This window comes from Mesorhizobium sp. L-8-10, assembly GCF_016756635.1.
Taxonomy (GTDB): domain Bacteria; phylum Pseudomonadota; class Alphaproteobacteria; order Rhizobiales; family Rhizobiaceae.
The window spans coordinates 640,073-659,846 of sequence record NZ_AP023263.1 but is presented as its reverse complement, the minus strand read 5'-3'; the positions used below and the strand labels follow the sequence as shown (position 1 = coordinate 659,846).

Annotated in this window: 13 protein-coding genes; 7 read left to right on the top strand and 6 right to left on the bottom strand. The window is 64.3% G+C overall.

The annotated features are described in order from the left end of the window. Positions 1–241 precede the first annotated feature (241 nt). Positions 242–940, top strand: coding sequence for a transglutaminase-like cysteine peptidase (locus JN280_RS02990; protein ID WP_244742853.1), 699 nt, complete (start codon positions 242–244; stop codon positions 938–940). A gap of 20 nt (positions 941–960) precedes the next feature. Here the strand turns inward: JN280_RS02990 and JN280_RS02985 are convergent, their stop codons facing one another. The 4 genes from JN280_RS02985 to JN280_RS02970 form a co-directional block, all read right to left on the bottom strand. After that, positions 961–1,509: a ribbon-helix-helix domain-containing protein gene (locus JN280_RS02985; RefSeq protein WP_244742850.1), complete on the bottom strand. Its 549-nt coding sequence runs from the start codon at positions 1,507–1,509 to the stop codon at positions 961–963. A 67-nt stretch (positions 1,510–1,576) separates the two neighbouring features. Further along, positions 1,577–2,866 (bottom strand): HlyD family type I secretion periplasmic adaptor subunit, encoded by a 1,290-nt coding sequence (locus tag JN280_RS02980; RefSeq protein ID WP_202310040.1) that lies wholly within the window; start codon positions 2,864–2,866, stop codon positions 1,577–1,579. Positions 2,867–2,899: 33 nt separating this feature from the next. Then, complete coding sequence (locus tag JN280_RS02975) at positions 2,900–5,035, bottom strand: type I secretion system permease/ATPase (protein WP_202310039.1); 2,136 nt, start codon at positions 5,033–5,035, stop codon at positions 2,900–2,902. 39 nt (positions 5,036–5,074) lie between these two features. Then, positions 5,075–6,484: a TolC family outer membrane protein gene (locus JN280_RS02970; protein ID WP_244743456.1), complete on the bottom strand. Its 1,410-nt coding sequence runs from the start codon at positions 6,482–6,484 to the stop codon at positions 5,075–5,077. Positions 6,485–6,972: 488 nt separating this feature from the next. Here JN280_RS02970 and JN280_RS02965 point away from each other — a divergent pair, with 488 nt between their 5' ends. Next, entirely contained in the window at positions 6,973–7,758 is a 786-nt protein-coding gene (locus JN280_RS02965; RefSeq protein WP_202310037.1) for a GGDEF domain-containing protein, read from the top strand. Between the two features lie 161 nt (positions 7,759–7,919). Here JN280_RS02965 and polA read toward each other — a convergent pair whose 3' ends face one another. Then, a complete protein-coding gene (gene polA / locus JN280_RS02960; protein ID WP_202310036.1) occupies positions 7,920–10,910 on the bottom strand; it encodes a DNA polymerase I in 2,991 nt (996 codons plus the stop codon). Positions 10,911–11,001: 91 nt separating this feature from the next. Then, positions 11,002–11,301 carry a hypothetical protein gene (locus JN280_RS02955; protein ID WP_202310035.1) on the bottom strand — a complete coding sequence of 100 codons (300 nt, stop codon included), beginning with the start codon at positions 11,299–11,301 and terminating at the stop codon, positions 11,002–11,004. Here JN280_RS02955 and JN280_RS02950 point away from each other — a divergent pair. The 5 genes from JN280_RS02950 to JN280_RS39920 all read left to right on the top strand — a co-directional run bounded on the left by JN280_RS02950 (position 11,300) and on the right by JN280_RS39920 (position 19,736). After that, positions 11,300–12,691: a M20/M25/M40 family metallo-hydrolase gene (locus tag JN280_RS02950; RefSeq protein ID WP_202310034.1), complete on the top strand. Its 1,392-nt coding sequence runs from the start codon at positions 11,300–11,302 to the stop codon at positions 12,689–12,691. The two genes, JN280_RS02955 and JN280_RS02950, sit on opposite strands and share 2 nt — an antisense overlap. 8 nt (positions 12,692–12,699) lie before the next feature. Continuing rightward, positions 12,700–13,317 (top strand): ribonuclease D, encoded by a 618-nt coding sequence (locus JN280_RS02945; RefSeq protein ID WP_202310033.1) that lies wholly within the window; start codon positions 12,700–12,702, stop codon positions 13,315–13,317. A 142-nt stretch (positions 13,318–13,459) separates the two neighbouring features. After that, entirely contained in the window at positions 13,460–13,891 is a 432-nt protein-coding gene (locus tag JN280_RS02940; RefSeq protein WP_202310032.1) for a BA14K family protein, read from the top strand. Between the two features lie 144 nt (positions 13,892–14,035). Beyond that, positions 14,036–14,320 (top strand): hypothetical protein, encoded by a 285-nt coding sequence (locus JN280_RS02935; protein ID WP_202310031.1) that lies wholly within the window; start codon positions 14,036–14,038, stop codon positions 14,318–14,320. 463 nt (positions 14,321–14,783) lie between these two features. Continuing rightward, positions 14,784–19,736 (top strand): beta strand repeat-containing protein, encoded by a 4,953-nt coding sequence (locus JN280_RS39920; RefSeq protein ID WP_202310030.1) that lies wholly within the window; start codon positions 14,784–14,786, stop codon positions 19,734–19,736. Positions 19,737–19,774 lie beyond the last annotated feature (38 nt).

The following is a 19,774-nucleotide window of genomic DNA, read 5'->3' as shown; positions in this document are numbered from 1 at the left end:
GTCCGCGCTTGGGGTCGTGATGGCGGTGGGGGTGACTTCGGAGCGCGTGGCCGCTGGCGACGGCCCGGCGGCGACCCCTGCGGGAGCGGCACTCCGGCTTGGCTATGCGGAGATTCTCGGGGGCGTTCCGCTCGCCCGACCAGGCGTTGATGAGGCAAGCGTCCCTGCCATTCGCATTGGAACAGCAGTTCCGTATTCGGTCGAGGCGCCGCTTTCCCGGAAGGGGCACGAGGAGGTCGACATGATGACGACTTCGGCGGTTGTCGGGGGTGTCTTCGGTTCGGTCGCCATCCCCATGAAGAATTTCCCGATCTCCTCCCGCTGGCGACCAATCTATCAGCGGATCAATGCGTGCATGGCGCGCGGTTCGTGCGTCGATCCGAAGATGGATGCAATACTTCGCGACGCTGACACCAAAGGCTTCTTTCAGAAGCTCGCGCTCGTCAATGTCAGGGTGAACGCACTCGTCAAATACAGCAGGGACAGGGCCAATTACGGCGCACTGGATCATTGGGCCACACCCGACGAGACCCTTTCGCTGAGGTCAGGAGACTGCGAGGACTATGCGATCCTGAAAATGGCAGGGCTGGCTCGCATCGGCGTTCCTCTTCAAAGCATGTCCCTTGTCATCCTGCACGACAGTCATCGGCAGGTCTTCCACGCCGTGCTGTCCGTATCGACGAGCAATGGGAATTACGTACTCGACAATCTCAGCAACGAAGTCCGCAAAGACACCGCCCTGACGAGCTATGTTCCACTTTATTCATTGAGCACCGAAAGAGCCTGGATCCACGGCTCCCGATCGGTAAGCGGTCAGCTTGCACGAATAGATGGAGGGTTCGGGAGTGTCGCGCCAGGCGAAGGCCCGGAGACCGCGGACAGGCCATCGACCAGTGGCAGCGCCGACTTCAAGCTCAGGGCGGCGATCAATTCGCTGTAGTGAATCGGTCGCCGGTCCGGTCAACCGATAATATAGGCGATCAGAAGTTCGTTGTCCTTCACTGGTGCCCTGACCGCGTTCAGCTGGCCCCGGTATCTCCTTTCGCCCAGACCCAGGACGAAACCCGTGACCACCGGAGCGTCCGGATTGTGCGCGAGCCTTTGAAAGATATCGACGACGTTGAGGTCGAGCGCGAGTTTGAGCTCCTGGCGCGTCTCGTCGCCGAAAACCGTTGGCAACTGGCGCCGGATCAGCAGCTGAAACGGCTGGTTGAAGGTGACGATCCTCTTGGCGGACGATAGCGCGAATGCGGGGGACGGGCACGCCATGATCAGGGCGTTTGTCACCTTCTGCGACGCCAGTTGCGCCAGTTCCGCATTCTGTTCGGCGAGCCAGCTGAGACAGACCACACGAATGGCCGAGGTCAGATTGCCGCCATTGCCGCGATGGCGCGCCAGTTCGTCGACGAGCATGCCGATGGTGGCATTTCGGCTCTGCGCCAGCCGCTTGAGGCAGCTCCAGAAGGGTCGTTCCAGCTTGATCCCGTAGCGGACGTTCCCTCGCGCCACGGCACGAAATTCCGGTCGCAGGTCCTCGTCCGGAGGCGGAGGAAGCAACCGTTCCGGCAAAGGGCTCTCACCGCTCACGCAACGCCTCGTCACGCGCCTTGTTGATCGGCTTCAACAGGTAGCTCAAAATGGTCTTGCGACCTGTCATGATTTCCACCGTACTGATCATTCCGGGAATGATGGAGTAGGACTTGTCGCCCTTCTTGAGCGACGAACTGTCGGTCGCGACCCTCACCTCATAATAGGGTTCTCCCGTCTCGGTATTGACGAGACTGTCGGCGCTCACGGTGGAGACCTTGCCGTCCAGGCCGCCGAAAATCGAAAAGTCGTAAGCCGTGATCTTGATGAGCGCGTGCTGGCCGGGCTGGACGAAGGCGACGTCGCGCGGCGAAATGCGCGCCTCGACCAGCAGCGTCTCCGATGTCGGGACGATACCCGCGACGACCGCACCCGGTTGAACGAATGCACCGAGCGTATTGAGATCAAGCGTATTGACGATGCCGTCGACCGGAGAGCGGATATCGGTGCGCGCGACACGGTCGGTGGCGCCCCTGATCGTCTCTTCGACCACCGACAGTTCGGCGATCGCCTGGGTAAGTTCATCCAGCGCCTGCTGCTGCAGGTCCAGCGACAGTTCGTTGACCTGCAGTTCGGCCTCGGTGATGGCAGCTTGCGAGCGCTTCATGGTTTCGCCTGCGAGCTTGAGCTGCCCACGCATTTCCGTCTGTTCGCGATCGACCCGGATCTGCTCGGTCCTTGCCATCAGGCCGCGCTTGACCATGGATGCGACCAGCTTGGCCTCCTCGTCGCTGGCAGCAAGGTTCTGGGCCAAACGTTCATTGTTCGCCTCGGCCTCGTCGAGCTCCTTCCTCCTCTGGTCGAGACGCGACCGGAGGACCGAAAGCTTGGTTTCGAAATTGTCGCGGCGAGCAACCAGGAGCCTCTGCTCGTTGGCGCAGATTTCCGGGACTGCCGAAACGATCTCGTCGGGGCACTGGAACGGATCGCCGATGTTGCCGCCTTCCTCGTGCTTCAGCCGGGCGATCTTGGCTTTCAGGCTGCGGGCCTTCGCCTGCTGCTCGCCGAGGGAGGACGTCGAAAGCGTGTTGTCCAGCCTGATCAGCAGGTCCCCTTTCTTCACCACCTGGCCGGGCTTGACGGCGATCTCCTCGACGACTCCGGGTTCGCTGGCCTGGATGATCTGGGTCTTCGAAGCCGGAATGACCCGGCCGTCGCCGCGCGCGATCTCGTCCACCTCGGCAAAAGATGCCCAAAGCGCAAACGCCACGAACAACGCCCCGATGATGAATATTGGCGCACTCGCAAGAAGCGGCGGCCGATCATCGTTGACTATCATACCCTCACCTTCGCAAGCCCCGGAACCGAAGGTCTATCTTCCGGCTTTTTGCATGGACTGGATAACCTGATCCTTGGGTCCATCCGCTACGATCTTGCCCTGATCGATGACGATAAGCCGATCCACCAGTTCGAGCATGCTGTAGCGGTGTGTCGAGATAATGATCGTCGTGCCGCTGTCGAACGCGCTCCTCAGTTGACGAATAAGCAGCCGTTCCGACGCCAGGTCCATCGAGCCGGACGGCTCGTCGAGGAAGACGATCCTGGGTTTGGTGAGCAGCAGCCTGGCAATCGCCACCGCTTGCTTCTGGCCTCCCGAAAGATTATTGCCTCGCTCCCCGACATTCATGTCATAGCCGCGTGGATGGCGGGAAACGAATTCGTCGACACCGCTCGCGCGTGCCGCTTCAATTATCTCTTCGTCCGTAGCGTCCGGCTTGGCCATCAGGAGGTTATCCTTGACCGTGCCGGAGAACAGGTCTCCGGCCTGAGCCACCACGCCGACGGCGGCGCGCACCTCGGCGGGGTGATACTGACGAATGTCGATCCCGTCGATCAGAACTTCTCCGGCGGCCGGAAGGAACAGCCTGGCGATCAGCCGGCCGAGCGTCGTCTTGCCCGACCCTATGCGGCCGATGATGCCGACGCGCTCGCCGGGCCGCACGGAAAGATTGATCCCGTTGAGAACGGGCACGTCCGAGCCGGGATAGGCAAAAGTCACGTTTCGAAGGGTCAGGGCGCCCGCACTGATCTTCCGATTGACGAAACCGATCGTGTCCGGAACATCCTCGGGCTGCGCCATGATCGCGTTCAGCACGCGAAGCGACATCATCGCCTGACGGAGGCGGGCGAGCGTCATCGCGATCTGGCCAAGCGGCGCCACGGCGCGGCCAGACAGCATCACGCTTGCGATGATGGCGCCGGTGGTGATGTCTCCGGCCTCGAATGCGTATGCACCTGCCACCACGATGGCAACAGTCACCAGTTGCTGGATGAACTGCGCGATATTGGCCGCGCTTGCGGAAAGCTGCTTGATCTTTTCGGAGGTGTTGGCGGCGTTCTTGGAATGCTCGCGCCATTTCCGCAGAAGATATGCTTCCGCCTGAAGCGACTTTATGGTCTCCACCGTCGAGATGGATTCGACCAGCAGCGCCTGCCGCTGCGCCGCCTCATTCATCGAGGCGGCCACTCTCTTGCCGATGCGTTGCTGCACGACGAGACCCACCGCAACGCTCGCCGCCAATGCGAGGGCCGGAATGATCACCAGCCAGCCGGCGATGGCGTAGATCACGGCAAGAAAAATGAAGATGAAAACAGTGTCGATGAGCACGCTGATCGTGTTCGACGTGAAGAACTCGCGGACGAACTCATATTGACTTACCCGATTGGCATACTCGCCGGTCGACATCGGCCGCGCGGAGAGCGAGGTGTTCAGCACCTTCTCGAACAGAAGGTAGGATATCTTCAGGTCGGCCTTTCGCCCGGCATAATCGATCAGGGCGGCGCGGGCCGTCTTCAGCAGCAGGTCGAAAACGATCGCGGTCGCGACCCCGAGCGCCAGAACCCAAAGCGTGGCGACCGCCTTGTTGGGGAGGATCCGGTCGTAGACGTTCATCGTGAAGATCGGCGAGGCGATGGCGAGAAGATTGATGAAGATCGCGGCAAGCGCCACCTTCGCATAGGATCGCCAGAAGGCGCCGACGGTTCCCGCGAGCCAATGTCGCTTCTCGATCTTCTCTGCCGTGCCGACACGCATCTCTTCCGAAGCGTTGCCGTAGTTCAGTGAGAAGCCGATGCCCACCGCGATCGGCTCGCGCTGGAGTTCCGACCTGCCGATCTCGGTGCGCCCATCGGTCTGAACCCCGGTCAGAAAGGAGGCGCCGTCGCCTTGCTCGGCCAGCAAGGCCAGGGGCGGCTGGCCCGATCTGAAGACGATGGCAGGCAGTTCGAAGCGGTTGCGCTGAAAATCGCGATGCGAAAAGGTCTGGGTCTGGAGGCCGATGCGTTCGGCCATGTGGCGCACTTCATCGATCTCGATCGTGTTGCCGGCGAGCGGGATTCCCGAAAACAGGACAGACTCCGCACCGGGCCGCCCCAGAAAGGAGGCGACCGAGGCGAAGCACGACCGAAAAATGTCGGTCTGTGCACCTATGTGTGGCGACTCGTTCACGGTCGACCCGTGCTCCTTTCGGGAGACCCGAGGCGGAGATTACTTCTTTCTGATCGGCGCCAGGATATCGAACGGAAGATCGTTCTTCTGTTCGGAAGGCACGCGCGCATATGTTTCGGTATCCGGCGTTTCCGGCACGTTGAATTCGTCGCGGGCGTAGGCTTTGGACTGTTTCGCCGCCGAGAGATTAAGCGTCGAAAGCAGCTGTCCCGTGGCGGCAAGGAGACGATACTCGGCGAACAACGACGCAAAGGCCGCCGTATCGGCGAGCGTAGCCGTATTGAACCGTGTGTTCTGTGCGTCGAGCACGTCCAGCAGCGATCGCTGTCCGACGTCGAATTGTTCCCTGTAGGAGCGGACGAGCTTGTCGTTGGTTGCAGCCTGCAGGCGGAGCGTCCCCGCCAGTTCGGACTGGCGGATGCGCCTCTCCCAGGATACCCTGACGGCTTCCTCGATCTCGCGGTGCACCTGGTGAAGGACCAAGCGCTGTTCGCTCGCCCGGCGAATCTGCTCCTGCTCATTCGCCTTGTCTATGCCGCCCCGGTAAAGATTCCACCGCAGGACGATACGGCCCTCGACAGTCGACGTCCGCCCATCGATGCCGTCGATGTCGTTTCCGGCGCGCGCGGACCCTTCCGCGACGATCTCGGGTCCATATTTCGCCCGTGCGGAATTGACCATGGCGGTGGCGGCATCGATGTCGCTGCTCGCTATGTGGACGCGCGGGTTGTTCCTGCGCGCGATCCCGATCGCCGTATCCAGCGATCCAGGCAACGCCTTTGCAACCGAGCCGGGCTGCTTGGCGTTGGTCAGCGGCTTGCCGACCAGCTTGTAGAAGCTGATCCTAGCCGTCTCCAGCGCCTCGGTCGCCTCTATCAGCCTTGCCTCGGCGGCATATAGGCGCTCTTCCGCCTGCTGCCGGTCGGCGTCCGTCAGGGCGCCGCCCTCGATGCCCTCGCGGATATCGCCAAGGATCGACTGATGGAAGGCCAGGTTCTTGCGCGCTTCCTCAACGATCGACCCTTGCAGGATATACTCGAAATATTCGCGCGTGATGTTCAGTGCGACGAATTCCGATCGTTCCAAAACCCTGAAGGATGCGCCGTCGACGCGCGAAGCCTGCCTGTTCACTTCGGCCCGCCTCGCGCCGTTGTCGAACAGCTTCTGAGAGACGACGACTCCAGCTTCCGTAGGATAGAGCGGGTCATCCTCGATCGAAAGGGCCCGGCGCCCGGGACCGTCCAGGAGACGTGCGCCGGCAGCCGCCTGGAGATCGATACTCGGCAGGTAAAGGCCTTTGGCCTGACGCAGTTCAAACTCGATTGCCTCGCGGTTCTCGATGGCCTGCCCAATCTCCGGATTGGACTCCAGGGCCACGGCGATCGCTTCCTTAAGCGTCAGGGCCGAGGCAGACCCGGTCGACAGGAAGGTCGTTGCCGTCAGCACCATAGCGGCGCGACCAAGAATTTTAGCGATCCTAGACGGCATTCTATCCCACCCCATATACTTCGGCTGCGCCTTGCGTCTGGGCAGCCCTTCGAATTCAGCCCCAACCATCCACTACGACGGGAACGCCGGATTGCAACATGAAATTACAAAACAATGATCTAACGTCCCCGGAAAAAAATCCGTTTGAAAGAGAAATGTGGCCCAAAGGCAACATTCATTGACCTCCGTCCTCTACATTTTGAAGAAACCGCCGGCGGCAGTATCTTCGACATGGCCCTCGGACAGGGGTGACAACATTTGTCAGCTGCGCTTCCCGGCTTTATACAAATCGTACACATAGCCGCACGTCCCGAACGATCATCTGTCACGGGCGCCCGGCCGAGTGCGGCGCCGACGCCGAGTTCAGATCATTCAAATTTGTCGGCCAAAGGAAACGAAGACTACATACGGACGTGCAAGACAGGGGAGGCAAACGGAGGAACACAGAGTTGGCAAAGCGAGAATCGGCATTCCTCGGTGTGGACTGGTGGGGAGTTGCCCGGTTGGTCGTGCCGGGAACACTCGGCTGTCTCGCCCTTTCCCTGCTGCTCAACTATGCGCTGCTCTTCGGCGACGATATCGATCCGTTCAATCGCAGCCTGATAACAGCTGTTGTCATTCCCCTGGTCGTCGCGGTTCCGCTGTTTTCCCTCCTGGCATTGATGCAGGGCAAGATCCGGCGTCTGGTGCATGAGGTCAATCATCTGTCGGCATTCGATCGCGTAACTCAATGCGTCACCGGCAGCGCATTCTCCTCGCTCGTCGACAGTTCGGTCGCCGTGGAGCGCAGGAGGCCGGCCCAGCACAATCAAGGTGCCCTGCTTGTCATCGACGTGGAGCATCTGACTTCCCTGAATGTCCGCTTTGGCCATAACTGGGGCGACGAAGCCCTGCGTTGCGTCGCCTCGGTGATCCGCTCCTCGGTCCGCAGCAGCGATGTGGTGGGACGTGTCGGCGTCAGCGAATTCGGAGTTTTCCTGCCGGGCGCCAGCGAGGAAAATGCAGTGGAAGTGGGCGAGCGCATCCGTGCGGCCGTTGCAAATGCCTACTTTGCGCCGCAGGGGGTCGAGCAGGTGCTGAGCGTCAGCATCGGTGGCGTCATCTATCGCGACGAGGTGTATTTCGCCGAAATGTTCCGCGCTGCCGAGCAACAGATGTTTCAGTCAAAGACCATTGCGCCAGGCCGGCTCGAGCTCTCGCATCTTTCTTCGAAGGGTACCGGAAACCTGAACTGACGGCACCTGAGCACGACGCCGGGATCGTCGTCCTGGTGTCCCGCACCCGAACGGCCGTTGCGCCAATCGAAACCTCCAGATCTTTGAGCTGGAACTCCGGATTCCGCGCAGTCGGATGAGGTGCAAGCCCCCATGGCCACATGCCCTGGGCTGCCGCCCCCTCAATGCGCCTCGTCCCAATTGTCGGCTGCCTGCGCGTCGACCTGCAGCGGCACGGCGAGCGACACGGCCGGCATGGCAGCGTTCTCCATCACCGCGCGGATGACGGGCATCGTCGCTTCGACCTCGCCCTCGGGCGTCTCGAAGATCAGCTCGTCATGCACTTGCAGCAGCATGCGGGCCGAGAGGCCAGCCTCGTCGAGTGCGGCCTCCATGCGCACCATGGCGCGGCGGATGATGTCGGCAGCCGAGCCCTGGATCGGCGCGTTGATCGAGGCGCGTTCGTTGAAGGCGCGGACCTGCGGGTTGGAGGAGCGGATCTCCGGATAGTGGATCCGCCGCCCGAAGATGGTCTCGACATAGCCGTTCTCGCGCGCGAACGCCTTGCTGCCCTCCATATAGTCCCGGATACCCGGGAAGCGTTCGAAATAGCGCTTGATGTAGTCGCTGGCCTCCTCGCGCGGGATCGAGAGCTGGTTCGACAGGCCGAAGGCCGAGATGCCGTAGATGATGCCGAAATTGATCGCCTTGGCTCGGCGCCGGACGTCGGACGGCATGCCCTCGACGGGAACGCCGAACATCTCCGATGCAGTCATGGCGTGGATGTCGACGCCGTCGGCGAAAGCCTTCCTGAGCTGCGGTATGTCGGCGATATGGGCGAGCACGCGCAGCTCGATCTGGCTGTAGTCGGCCGAGACCAGTTTGTTGCCCTTGTCGGCGATGAAGGCGGTGCGGATCTTGCGGCCCTCGGTCGTGCGGATCGGGATGTTCTGGAGGTTCGGCTCTGAAGACGAGAGCCGGCCCGTGGTGGTGGCGGCGAGCGCATATGAGGTGTGGACCCGCCTTGTCTCGGGATGCACATAGCCGGGCAGCGCGTCCGTATAGGTCGACTTCAGCTTGGTCAGCTGGCGCCAGTCGACGATCTTGCGCGGCAGTTCGTGGCCTTCTGCCGCGAGGTCTTCCAGCACCTGGGCCGAGGTCGACCATTGCCCCGTCTTGGTCTTGGAGCCGCCCGGTAGCCCCATCTTGCCGAACAATATTTCGCCGAGCTGTTTCGGCGAGCCGATAGTGAAGCGGTGGCCGGCAAGCCGGTAGATCTCGTCCTCCAGCCGGCCCGCGCCCTGCGCCAGCTCGCCCGACAGCCGCGACAGGATCTGGCGGTCGACCGAAATGCCGCGCTGCTCCATGCGCGCCAGCACGGGCACGAGCGGCCGCTCGAGCCGTTCATAGACCGATACCAGGCCCTTCGCGGCCAGCCGCGGCTTCAGCACGTGCCAGAGCCGCAGCGTGATGTCGGCGTCCTCGCCGGCATAGCGGGTCGCCTTGTCGATCTCGGCGAGGTCGATCGTGTTGAAAGCCTTGCCCGTTCCGGCCAGCGACTTGAACTCGATCGGCTTGTGGCCGAGCCATTTCTCGGCCAGCGAATCCATGCCATGGCCGCCGGCCGTGCCGCCGTCGAGCACATAGGAGATCAGCATCGTGTCGTCATAGGGCGCGATGTCGATTCCGTGGCGGTTCATCACGACGAGGTCGTATTTGAGGTTCTGGCCGACCTTCAGGACGGACCTGTCCTCCAGCAGCGGCCGGATCGCCTCCAGTGCTGCGCGCACCGGAAGCTGGTTCTCGACCAGCCCCCCGCCCAGGAGATCGCCGCGGCCCGCCTTGTGGGTGAGCGGTACATAGGCCGCACGCCCCGGGCGGACGGCGAGCGAGAAGCCGCACAGTTCCGCCTGCATCGGGTCGAGCGAGGTCGTCTCGGTGTCGAAGGCCACCACGCCGGCCTCGATGCCCTCCCGCACCCAGGCCTGCAAGGTCGGCAGGTCGCGGATCGCCACATAGGCGTCGGGATCGATCTTGGCCGACACCGCCGCCTGGGCGCGCTGCGCCGCGAGCATGGAAGGCGACGTCGCTTCCACCGCGCCGCCGTTCGGTGCAGGAGAAGGAGCAGCCGCTTCGACGGCCGGGCCCCGGCGGGCGCCGGCAGCGCCGTTCACCGGGGCGGCCTCGACCTCTGCCTCGATCGCGCCCGCTCCGACATCAGGCCCATGCGCATCCGCTCCGGTCTCGACCGGCACGAAGGCGGGCTCGATCTCGGCCGCGTCGGTGCCGGTTGCCTCGGCCACGCGGCGTGTGAGCGTCGAGAATTCCATCGCCTTCAGGAAAGCGATCAGCTTCGGGCCGTCAGGCGGTTGCAGGCTGAAGTCTTCCAGGCCTTCCTTCACGGGCACGTCGTTCTTCAGCCGCACCAGCTCGCGCGAGATGCGCGCCTTGTCGGCATTGCCGATGATCGATTCGCGTCGTTTTTCCTGCTTGATCTCCGAGGCACGGGCCAGCAGCGTGTCGAGATCGCCGAACTGCTCGAGCAGCTGCGCGGCGGTCTTCGGGCCGATGCCGGGCACGCCGGGCACGTTATCGATGGAATCGCCGGTCAGCGCCTGGAGGTCGATCATCTTCTCCGGCGGCACGCCCCATTTCTCGACGACCTCGGGGATCCTGATCTCGCGATCCTTCATGGGGTCGTACATCGACACGGTGGTGCCGACGAGCTGCATCAGATCCTTGTCGGAGGAGATGATGGTGGTGTCGGCCTCCGCCTCGCAGGCGAGCCGCGCATAGGTGGCGATGAGGTCGTCCGCCTCGAAGCCCTCCATTTCGATGCAGGGCAGGCCGAAGGCCCGGGTCGCGCGCCGGATAAGGCCGAATTGCGGGACGAGGTCCTCCGGCGGAGCCGACCGGTTGGCCTTGTATTCGGGGTAGAGCTCGCTGCGGAAAGTCTTGGAGGAGTAGTCGAAGATCACCGCAAAGTGGGTCGGCGTGATGCCGACATTGGTGCTGCGTGCGTCCTGGACGAGCTTCCACACCATATTGCAGAAGCCCAATACCGCACTCGTCGGAAGGCCGTCCGACTTCCGGTTCAGGGGCGGCAGCGCGTGATAGGCGCGGAAGATGTAGCCGGAGCCGTCGACGAGGAAGAGGTGGTCGCCTTTTTTCATGCCGCAACCGGTAGCGTGCGCGCCCTGGCCTGTCCATTGGAAACCCGCCGCCCATGTCAGGAGACTGGGAAGAAGCGATCTCACGCGTTTGTTACGAACTTGTAATCTTTGTGCCCTTGAAACGCCATGTTGCGAACGCCAGATAACCGGCATCGGCAGTTTTTGCCGAGTCCGGATCGAAGGCCCGTCCCCCGCCTAGGCCGGACAGTGCGGCAGCCTCATCCCCCTCTCCGGGCTGCCGCATCGTTTCATAGATGCCGCCGTGGTTTCCCTCCACCACGGCGGCACTTTTGTAACCTAGCCCCGCATCGCACTGGCCCAAGCCGCTGCTCTTTTCGTTTCCGATGCAGCCCGCTAGTTTGGCGGCCGCAGAATCGAAAGGCCGCTCCATGTCCGCACTCGCCCCCGTCCTCGACCGCCTCGACGCCGACCTCCCGCAGAGTCTCGACCGCCTCTTCGATCTGGTCCGCATCAAGTCGATCTCGACCGACCCGGCCTTCGCAGCCGACTGCCGCAAGGCCGCCGAATGGCTGGTCGCCGACTTGAAGACGATCGGTTTCAATGCGAGCGTGCGCGACACGCCGGGGCATCCGATGGTGGTGGCCCATCACGACGGTCCCGCAGGCACGCCGCATGTGCTGTTCTATGGCCACTATGACGTCCAGCCGGTCGATCCGCTGGAATTGTGGGATGCCGATCCCTTCGATCCGGTGCTCAAGGAGATCGAGCCCGGCCGCAAGGTGATCACCGGGCGCGGCTCTTCCGACGACAAGGGACAGCTCATGCTCTTCGTCGAGGCGTGCCGGGCCTGGAAGAAGCTGCACGGTTCGCTGCCCTGCAGGATCACGCTGCTTTTCGAAGGCGAGGAGGAATCGGGATCGCCCTCGCTGATCCCCTTCCTCGAGGCCAATGCCGAGGAACTGAAGGCCGATTTCGCCATGGTCTGCGACACCGGCATGCTGGACGCGAAGACGCCCGCCATCACCGTGGCTCTGCGCGGCCTCGTCGGCGAGGAAGTCACGATCAAGGCCGCCAACCGCGACCTGCACTCGGGTGAATTTGGCGGCGCGGCCGCCAATCCGATCCGCATCCTGGCCAAGGTGCTGGCCGACATTCACGACGAGAACGGCCGCGTCACCATCCCGGGCTTCTATGACGGGGTCGAGGAGACGCCGTCGCAGATCCTGAAGGCCTGGGAGAATCTCGGCGAGACGCCGGAGAGCTTCCTCGGTCCGATCGGGCTCTCCATTCCCTCGGGCGAAAAGGGGCGCTCGGTGCTGGAACTGGTCTGGGCGCGTCCGACGGCCGAGTTCAACGGCATCACCGGCGGCTACACCGGCAAGGGCTTCAAGACGGTGATCGCGGCGGAAGCTTCGGCCAAGGTGTCCTTCCGCCTGGTGCACAAGCAGAACCCGGAGAAGATCCGCGCCGCTTTCCGAGCCTTCGTCGAGCAGCGCATTCCGGCCGACTGCTCGGCCGTGTTCCATCCGCATGGCGGCTCGCCGGCCATCCAGCTTTCCTACGACTCGCCCTTCCTGACGTCTGCCCAGCAGGCCCTGTCGGACGAGTGGGCGAACCCCGCGCTCACCACCGCCATGGGCGGCTCGATCCCGATCGTGGGCGATTTCCAGACGATCCTCGGCATGGAATCGCTGCTGGTCGGCTTTGCCCTGTCCGACGACCGCATCCATTCGCCCAACGAGAAATACGACTTGACCTCCTTCCATAAGGGGCAGCGCTCCTGGGCGCGCATCCTCCACGCGCTGACGCAGAAGAGCTGAGCACGACGATGACGATCCGCTTCCACAAGCATGATTTGCCTGATCTCAGCCACTACGCCGTCGACGCGGTCGCCATCGACACCGAGACACTCGGGCTCAGACCGCATCGCGACCGGCTGTGCGTCGTCCAGCTCTCGCCGGGCGACGGCACGGCCGATGTCATCCAGATCGCGCCGGGCCAGAAATCCGCGCCGAACCTCAGGGCCCTGCTCGGCAATCCCGCCGTCACCAAGCTCTTTCACTATGGCCGCTTCGACCTCGCGGTCCTCTACCACGCCTTCGGCGTCATGCCGGAACCGGTCTTCTGCACCAAGATAGCGTCGCGGCTGACGCGGACCTATACCGACCGTCATGGGCTGAAGGATATCTGCGCCGAACTCCTCGGGGTCAGCCTGTCCAAGGTCCAGCAGTCCTCGGACTGGGCGGCCGACACGCTCACGCCCGAGCAGCTCGATTATGCGGCATCCGACGTGCTTTATCTGCACCGGCTGCGCGACGCCCTCGCGGGCAGGCTCGCCCGCGAGAACCGAACGGAAGAGGCCGCGGCCTGCTTCCGCTTCCTGCCGACCAGGGCGAAGCTCGACCTGATGGGTTGGGACGAAGAAGACATTTTCGCGCATAGCTGAGACGCCACTGACCACCGCCACGGGCCGCCGTCGGGAAACCTTCTGAAAACATTACGGAATTGTCATCTTCCGTTCAGCTTGCATTCATTCGCACGGCATCATCTTCCGCCCGTGCTCTCTGGAACATGAAAGGAGTTCGACAATGAGGAAGGTCATTTCGGCAGTCTGTGCCGCGGTGTTTTCCGTGACGGGCGTCATGACGATCGCTCCGGCATCGGCGGCGCCGATCCAGCGGCCACTGAAGCTTGAGCAGTCCTCGGACGTTCAGCAGGTCAGGCAACGACGCGGCTACTATCACTACCACGGCCGCCCTTACTACAACGGTCACCGCGGCTATCGCTACCAGCGTCCAGGATGGCGGAGCTACAACGGCTGGTGGTTCCCGCCGGCGGCCTTCATCACCGGCGCGATCATCGGCGGCGCTATCGCCCAGCCCGCGCCTGTCTATCGTCCGCCGTCCGGTTCGGCCCATGTCCAATGGTGCTACAACCGCTACCGGTCCTATCGGGCGTACGACAACACCTTCCAGCCCTATCATGGGCCGCGCCAGCAATGCTACTCGCCCTATCGCTGAGCACCTGGCGAACCGTACGGCAGTCTCCCGGGTGGATCACATCCGGGAACTGCCGCCGGAATTCGAGAGGCAGTTGTCTCCCGCTGCGCCATGATGGATCATGATCCCGGTTGAACCGGCGGACAGGCGAGGAGAGCCTTCGAAATGCAGGAAAATACGGAAATCCGGCTGCAGGCCGAAGGTGCGATCGCGAAGCTCCATTCGTTGCTTGACGCCGACGCGCAGGACACCGACGAGCAGGAACTGATCGGGCTCGCCGCACTTGCGGCCGGCGCCGTCGCCGATCCCGAGCGCCGGCACGCGTTGACCGAAGGCTTGATCGCGGCGCTTACCGCGCTCCATTTCGGCCCGGTCTTCGACGGCGAACAGGTCGAGAGCCGGAAGCAGGCCGCTGCCATCCTCGACGAATTGGCGGTGACGATTTCGTGAAGTCCGCCTTGCGTGTTCGCGCCGCGGATACCCTTCTCCGCCGCGTGCCGGGGATGACATGCATTTCGATTACCTTTTGGTCACTGCATTGTCCTTGCCGGCGGCCCTGCAGGTGCCGGGCTCGCTCAGGACTCGCAGCCGAGGATATCGACTCGATCGATCCCCAGTCCCTGAAGGAATTATGCGGCCCTTGGGAAGTCCGTGACGACAGCGGCAAGAAGACGTGCCTCGTCGTACCATCGGCGGCTCCGAAGTCACAATCGACCAAACAGCCACCGCAATAGCCGGATGGGCGACCTGCTGTCCCGGGCTTGCATCCGGGCTCTGGAGCAACGCCTACGATCGTATGCACCGGCCACGCACCATAGACTTGCCGATTGAAGTTGGATAAACCCACGGTTGGCGGGTCGCGACCCTTGATGGCAACGGTTGATTTGCGCCGCCCGGGAAGGCGGGAGGCAGCATGACCCAGGTCCTCAATGGCGGTCCAGGTGGCGATTCGCTCACGGGCACGGATCCTGGCGCGCTGGCCAACCCCGACGGCATCGACATCATCAACGGTCTCGCCGGCGACGATACGCTCCTTGGCCTGGGCGGCGACGACATCATCCAGGGCGGGCTCGGCGCCGACAACATGAACGGCGGCGCCGGTTACGACACACTGACCTTCGCCGACGCCACCGCCGGCGTCGGGGTGGTGCTGAACGCCTTTGGTGTCGCCGGTGAGGCTGTCGGCGATACAATGGTCGGATTCGAGGCCTTGATCGGCAGCGCCTTCAACGACCAGCTCGCCGGCGACGGCGGAGACAATCTGGTCGATGGTGGCGACGGCGACGACTATATTCAATTGAGCGGCGGGGTCGACACGCTGATCGGCGGCGCCGGAAGGGACCTCATAGACGGCCGCGTCGTCGGCTCCGGCTTCATCGTCGACCTGACAACCGGCACGGGCAGCGGCGGCGGCATGGCCGTCGGCACCACACTATCCGGCTTCGAACTGGTGCTGGGCTCGGCGTTCGACGACGTCCAGACCGCCAATCTGAACCTCGGCACCGACCTGGTCGGTTTCGATGGCGCCGACACGCTTAATGGCGCCAATGGCGACGACCAACTCTTTGGCGACGATTATGCCGGCATCGTCGTGACCGGCGGTATCGATACGCTGAACGGCGGCGGCGGCAACGACACGCTCGAAGGCGGCGCCTTCGGCGACGTGCTGAACGGCGGCGCCGGCGTCGATACCATCGTCTATAACGGTTCAGCGGTCGCGGTGACGATCAACCTTGCCACCGGGTCCGCCTCGGGCGGAGAAGCTCAGGGCGACACGCTGATCGATGTCGAGAATGTCAACGGCTCCGCCTTCAATGATGGACTCACCGGCAGCGTCGAGGCAAACCGCCTCGACGGCGGCAATGGTGACGACATTCTCGCCGGGCTCGGCGGCGCGGATGCATTGATCGGCGGAGGCGGGGTCGATCTGGCCGACTATTCGGCCTCTTCGTCCGGTGTCACGATCAACCTGCAGAGCGGCACTGGCGGCGGTGGCGACGCCCAGGGCGACACGTTGTCCGGCATCGAGAATGTCGTGGGCTCGGCCCATGCCGACCGTCTGACAGGCGCGGCCGGCGTCAACATCCTCACCGGCGGCGACGGCGACGACATCCTTGCCGGCCTCGGCGGTGCCGACCAGTTGATCGGCGGGGCCGGGATCGATACGGCGGATTACTCGGCATCCGGTGCCGGTGTGACGGTCAATCTCGGCTCGGGCGGCGGCAGCGGCGGTCATGCCGAAGGCGACACGCTCAGTTCCATCGAGGACGCCATCGGATCGGGTTTCGCCGATCGGCTGATCGGAACGGGCACCGCAAACCGGCTCGAGGGCGGTGACGGCGACGACGTCCTCATTGGTCTCGGCGGTGGGGATGTGCTCATCGGCGGTGGTGGTATCGACACGGCTGACTATTCCGCGTCGCTCGGCGGCGTGATCGTCAACCTCGCCGCCGGCACCGGCCTCGGTGGCGACGCCCAGGGCGATACGCTGTCCGGCACCGAGAACGTGACCGGCTCGGACAATGCCGACACGCTTCTGGGCAGCGCCGGAGCGAACCGCCTGGTCGGCGGCGCCGGCAATGATTTCCTGGCCGGGCTGGGTGGGGCCGATGAACTGGTCGGTGGTTCGGGCATCGATCGGGCCGACTATTCCGCTTCCGCCTCGGGTGTGACGGTCGATCTCACGGCCGGTACCGGCAGTGGCGGTCACGCCGAGGGCGACACGCTGAGCGATATCGAGAACCTGTCGGGGTCGGGTTTCGCCGATCGCCTGACGGGTGCCGCCGGCGTCAATTCGCTGAGCGGCAGCAATGGAGACGATATCCTCGCGGGCCTCGGCGGTGGCGACGCGCTCGATGGCGGGGCTGGTATCGACACAGCGGACTATTCGGCGTCGGCTGCCGGCGTGACGATCGACCTCAGCGTGGGCACCGCCAGCGGCGGCGATGCCCAGGGCGACGCGCTGATCGACGTCGAGAACGTCACCGGCTCGGCCCATGCCGACCGGCTGATCGGTGACAGCGGCGCTAATCGCCTCGACGGCGGCGACGGTGATGACATTTTGGTCGGGTTCGGCGGTGCGGACGCGCTGGTCGGCGGCGGCGGCACCGATACGGCGGATTATTCCCTGTCGGCCATGGGGATAATGATCGATCTCGCGCTCGGGGTGGGTACCGGCAGCGACGCCCAGGGCGACACGCTGTCCGGTATCGAGAATGTCACGGGGTCGGCACATGGCGACATTCTGATCGGTGACGCCGGCGCCAATCGGCTCGACGGCGGGACCGGCAACGACATCCTGGAAGGAAAGGCTGGCGCCGACCAGTTGCTCGGCGGTGCGGGTATCGACACGGCCGACTATGCCAGTTCGGCGGCTGGCGTGACCGTCGATCTCGGCGCCGGTACCGGCGTTGGCGGCGACGCCGAGGGCGACATCCTGTCCGACATCGAGAATGTCACCGGCACGGCTTCGGCCGACCGGCTGACAGGGGCGGCCGGTGCCAACCGGCTCGACGGCGGCGGCGGCGAAGATATCTTGGCCGGCCTTGGTGGTGCGGATGTGTTGGTTGGCGGCGGCGGCATCGACACGGCGGACTATTCGGCCTCGGCTGTCGGCGTGACGGTCGATTTCGACGCCGGTACGGGCAGCGGCGGTGATGCCGAGGGCGACACCCTCACCGACATCGAGAATGTCACCGGCTCGGCCCAGGCCGACCGGTTGACGGGCGCCTCCGACGTCAACCGTCTCGACGGCGGAGATGGCGACGACATTCTTGCCGGCCTCGGCGGCGCGGATGCATTGCTCGGCGGAGCCGGCATTGACCTTGCCGACTTTTCGGCATCGGCCTTCGGAGTGACGGTCGATCTCGATGCGGGCACGGGCAGTGGCGGTGATGCCCAAGGCGATACCCTCACCGGCATCGAGAACATCACAGGTTCGGCCCATGCCGACCGTCTGACGGGCGCGGCGGGCGTCAATGTCCTCGCCGGCGGCGATGGCGACGACATCCTTGCCGGCCTTGGCGGCGCCGACCAGCTGATCGGCGGGGCCGGCATCGACACGGCAGACTATTCGGCCTCTTCGGCCGCCGTTACAGTCGATCTCGGCACGGGCGCGGTTGCGGGCGGCGATGCCGAGGGCGACACCCTCACCGACGTCGAGAATGTCACCGGCTCGGCGCAGGCGGACACGCTGAGAGGTTCTGCCGGGGCGAACCGCTTGGACGGCGGTGCGGGCGACGACACGCTGACCGGCCTCGGCGGCGCCGATGCGTTGATCGGCGGAGCCGGCATCGATACGGCGGACTACTCAGCCTCGGCGGCCGGCGTCACGGTCAATCTGTCGACGGGGCAGGGTACGGGCGGCGATGCCCAGGGCGACACGTTGTCCGGCATCGAGACCGTCACCGGTTCGGCTTCGGCCGATCGCCTGACCGGCGCCGCGACGGCCAATGTCCTCACCGGCGGCAATGGCGACGATGTCCTTGCCGGCCTCGGCGGCGCCGACCGCCTGATCGGCGGGGCCGGCATCGACACGGCGAACTATGCGGCTTCCAGCGCCGGCGTGACGATCGATCTCGGCACGGGTGCGGTTTCGGGCGGCGACGCCCAGGGCGATATCCTGTCTGATATCGAGAGCGTGATCGGGTCGGCCTATGCGGACCGGCTGAGAGGCTCGGCCGGAGCGAACCGCCTCGACGGCGGTGCCGGGAACGACCTCTTGACCGGCCTCGGCGGCGCCGACGCGCTGGCCGGCGGAGCCGGCATCGATACGGCGGACTATTCGGCCTCCGCGTCGGGCGTCACGGTCAGTCTCACCACGGGCTTCGGCGCGGGCGGAGACGCCCAGGGTGACAGGCTGTCGGGAATGGAGAACATCGTGGGTTCAGGCGGTACCGACAGGCTGATCGGCGCGGCGACGGCCAATCGCCTGGACGGCGGCAACGGCAACGACGTTCTGGCAGGTCTGGGCGGCGCGGATACGCTGGTCGGCGGGGCCGGTGTCGATGTGGCCGACTATTCGGGCTCTTTGGCCGGCGTCACCGTCAGCCTGTCGACCGGGCGTGGTGTGGGTGGCGACGCCCAGGGCGATATCCTCACCGGCATCGAGAAGGTCATGGGCTCGCGCTTCAACGACGCCATCACGGGGGATGCCGGCAACAATGCGCTGGCCGGAGCGGCCGGCAACGACACGCTGTTCGGCGGTGCGGGCGACGACACGCTGTCCGGCGGCCTCGGTGTCGACACCGCGACGGGCGGCGCCGGCAACGACACCTACGACGTCGACAATGCAGGCGACCGGGTGATCGAGAGCGCCAATGGCGGCATCGACCTGATCCGCTCGCTGGTGAGCATCGGCACGCTTGCCGCCAATGTCGAGAAGGCGACGCTGCTCGGCACAGGCAATCTCAGCCTCGGCGGCAACGAGCTCGCCAACACGCTGATCGGCAATGTCGGCAACAACATCATTTCGGGTGGTGCCGGCAATGACGGAATTTCAAGCCTCGCCGGCAACGACAGCCTGGAAGGGGGCGCCGGCAACGATCGGCTGAGCGGCGGCCTCGGGTCCGACAGTTTCATCTTCCGCCAGACGCTGCTTTCGACTTCGGGTGTCGACCGCATCACCGATTTCGGCGCGGACGACTTCATCCGCTTCGACGTCGCCTCGGGTCCCACCGGGGTGCTGAACGCCGACGCCTTCGTGGTGGGGGCCAAGGCGCTCGATGCGAACGACCGCTTCGTCTACTATGCGCCGACCGGCGGGCTCTACTACGATGCCGACGGCAGCGGCGCGGCCCAGAAGGTGCTGTTCGCCGTGCTCGACAACAAGTTCGCCCTCACCGCCTCGGATATTATCCTGATCTAGAGCAATTCCAGCAAAAGTGCGTAGCGGTTTTGCGTCCG

Coding starts and splice junctions, on each gene's coding strand:
- JN280_RS02990 (WP_244742853.1), top strand. CDS start 242: ATGATGACGACTTCGGCGGTTGTCGGGGGTGTCTTCGGTTCGGTCGCC.
- JN280_RS02980 (WP_202310040.1), bottom strand. CDS start 2,866: ATGATAGTCAACGATGATCGGCCGCCGCTTCTTGCGAGTGCGCCAATA.
- JN280_RS02970 (WP_244743456.1), bottom strand. CDS start 6,484: ATGGTGCTGACGGCAACGACCTTCCTGTCGACCGGGTCTGCCTCGGCC.
- polA (WP_202310036.1), bottom strand. CDS start 10,910: ATGAAAAAAGGCGACCACCTCTTCCTCGTCGACGGCTCCGGCTACATC.
- JN280_RS02950 (WP_202310034.1), top strand. CDS start 11,300: ATGTCCGCACTCGCCCCCGTCCTCGACCGCCTCGACGCCGACCTCCCG.
- JN280_RS02955 (WP_202310035.1), bottom strand. CDS start 11,301: ATGGAGCGGCCTTTCGATTCTGCGGCCGCCAAACTAGCGGGCTGCATC.
- JN280_RS02945 (WP_202310033.1), top strand. CDS start 12,700: ATGACGATCCGCTTCCACAAGCATGATTTGCCTGATCTCAGCCACTAC.
- JN280_RS02940 (WP_202310032.1), top strand. CDS start 13,460: ATGAGGAAGGTCATTTCGGCAGTCTGTGCCGCGGTGTTTTCCGTGACG.
- JN280_RS02935 (WP_202310031.1), top strand. CDS start 14,036: ATGCAGGAAAATACGGAAATCCGGCTGCAGGCCGAAGGTGCGATCGCG.
- JN280_RS39920 (WP_202310030.1), top strand. CDS start 14,784: ATGACCCAGGTCCTCAATGGCGGTCCAGGTGGCGATTCGCTCACGGGC.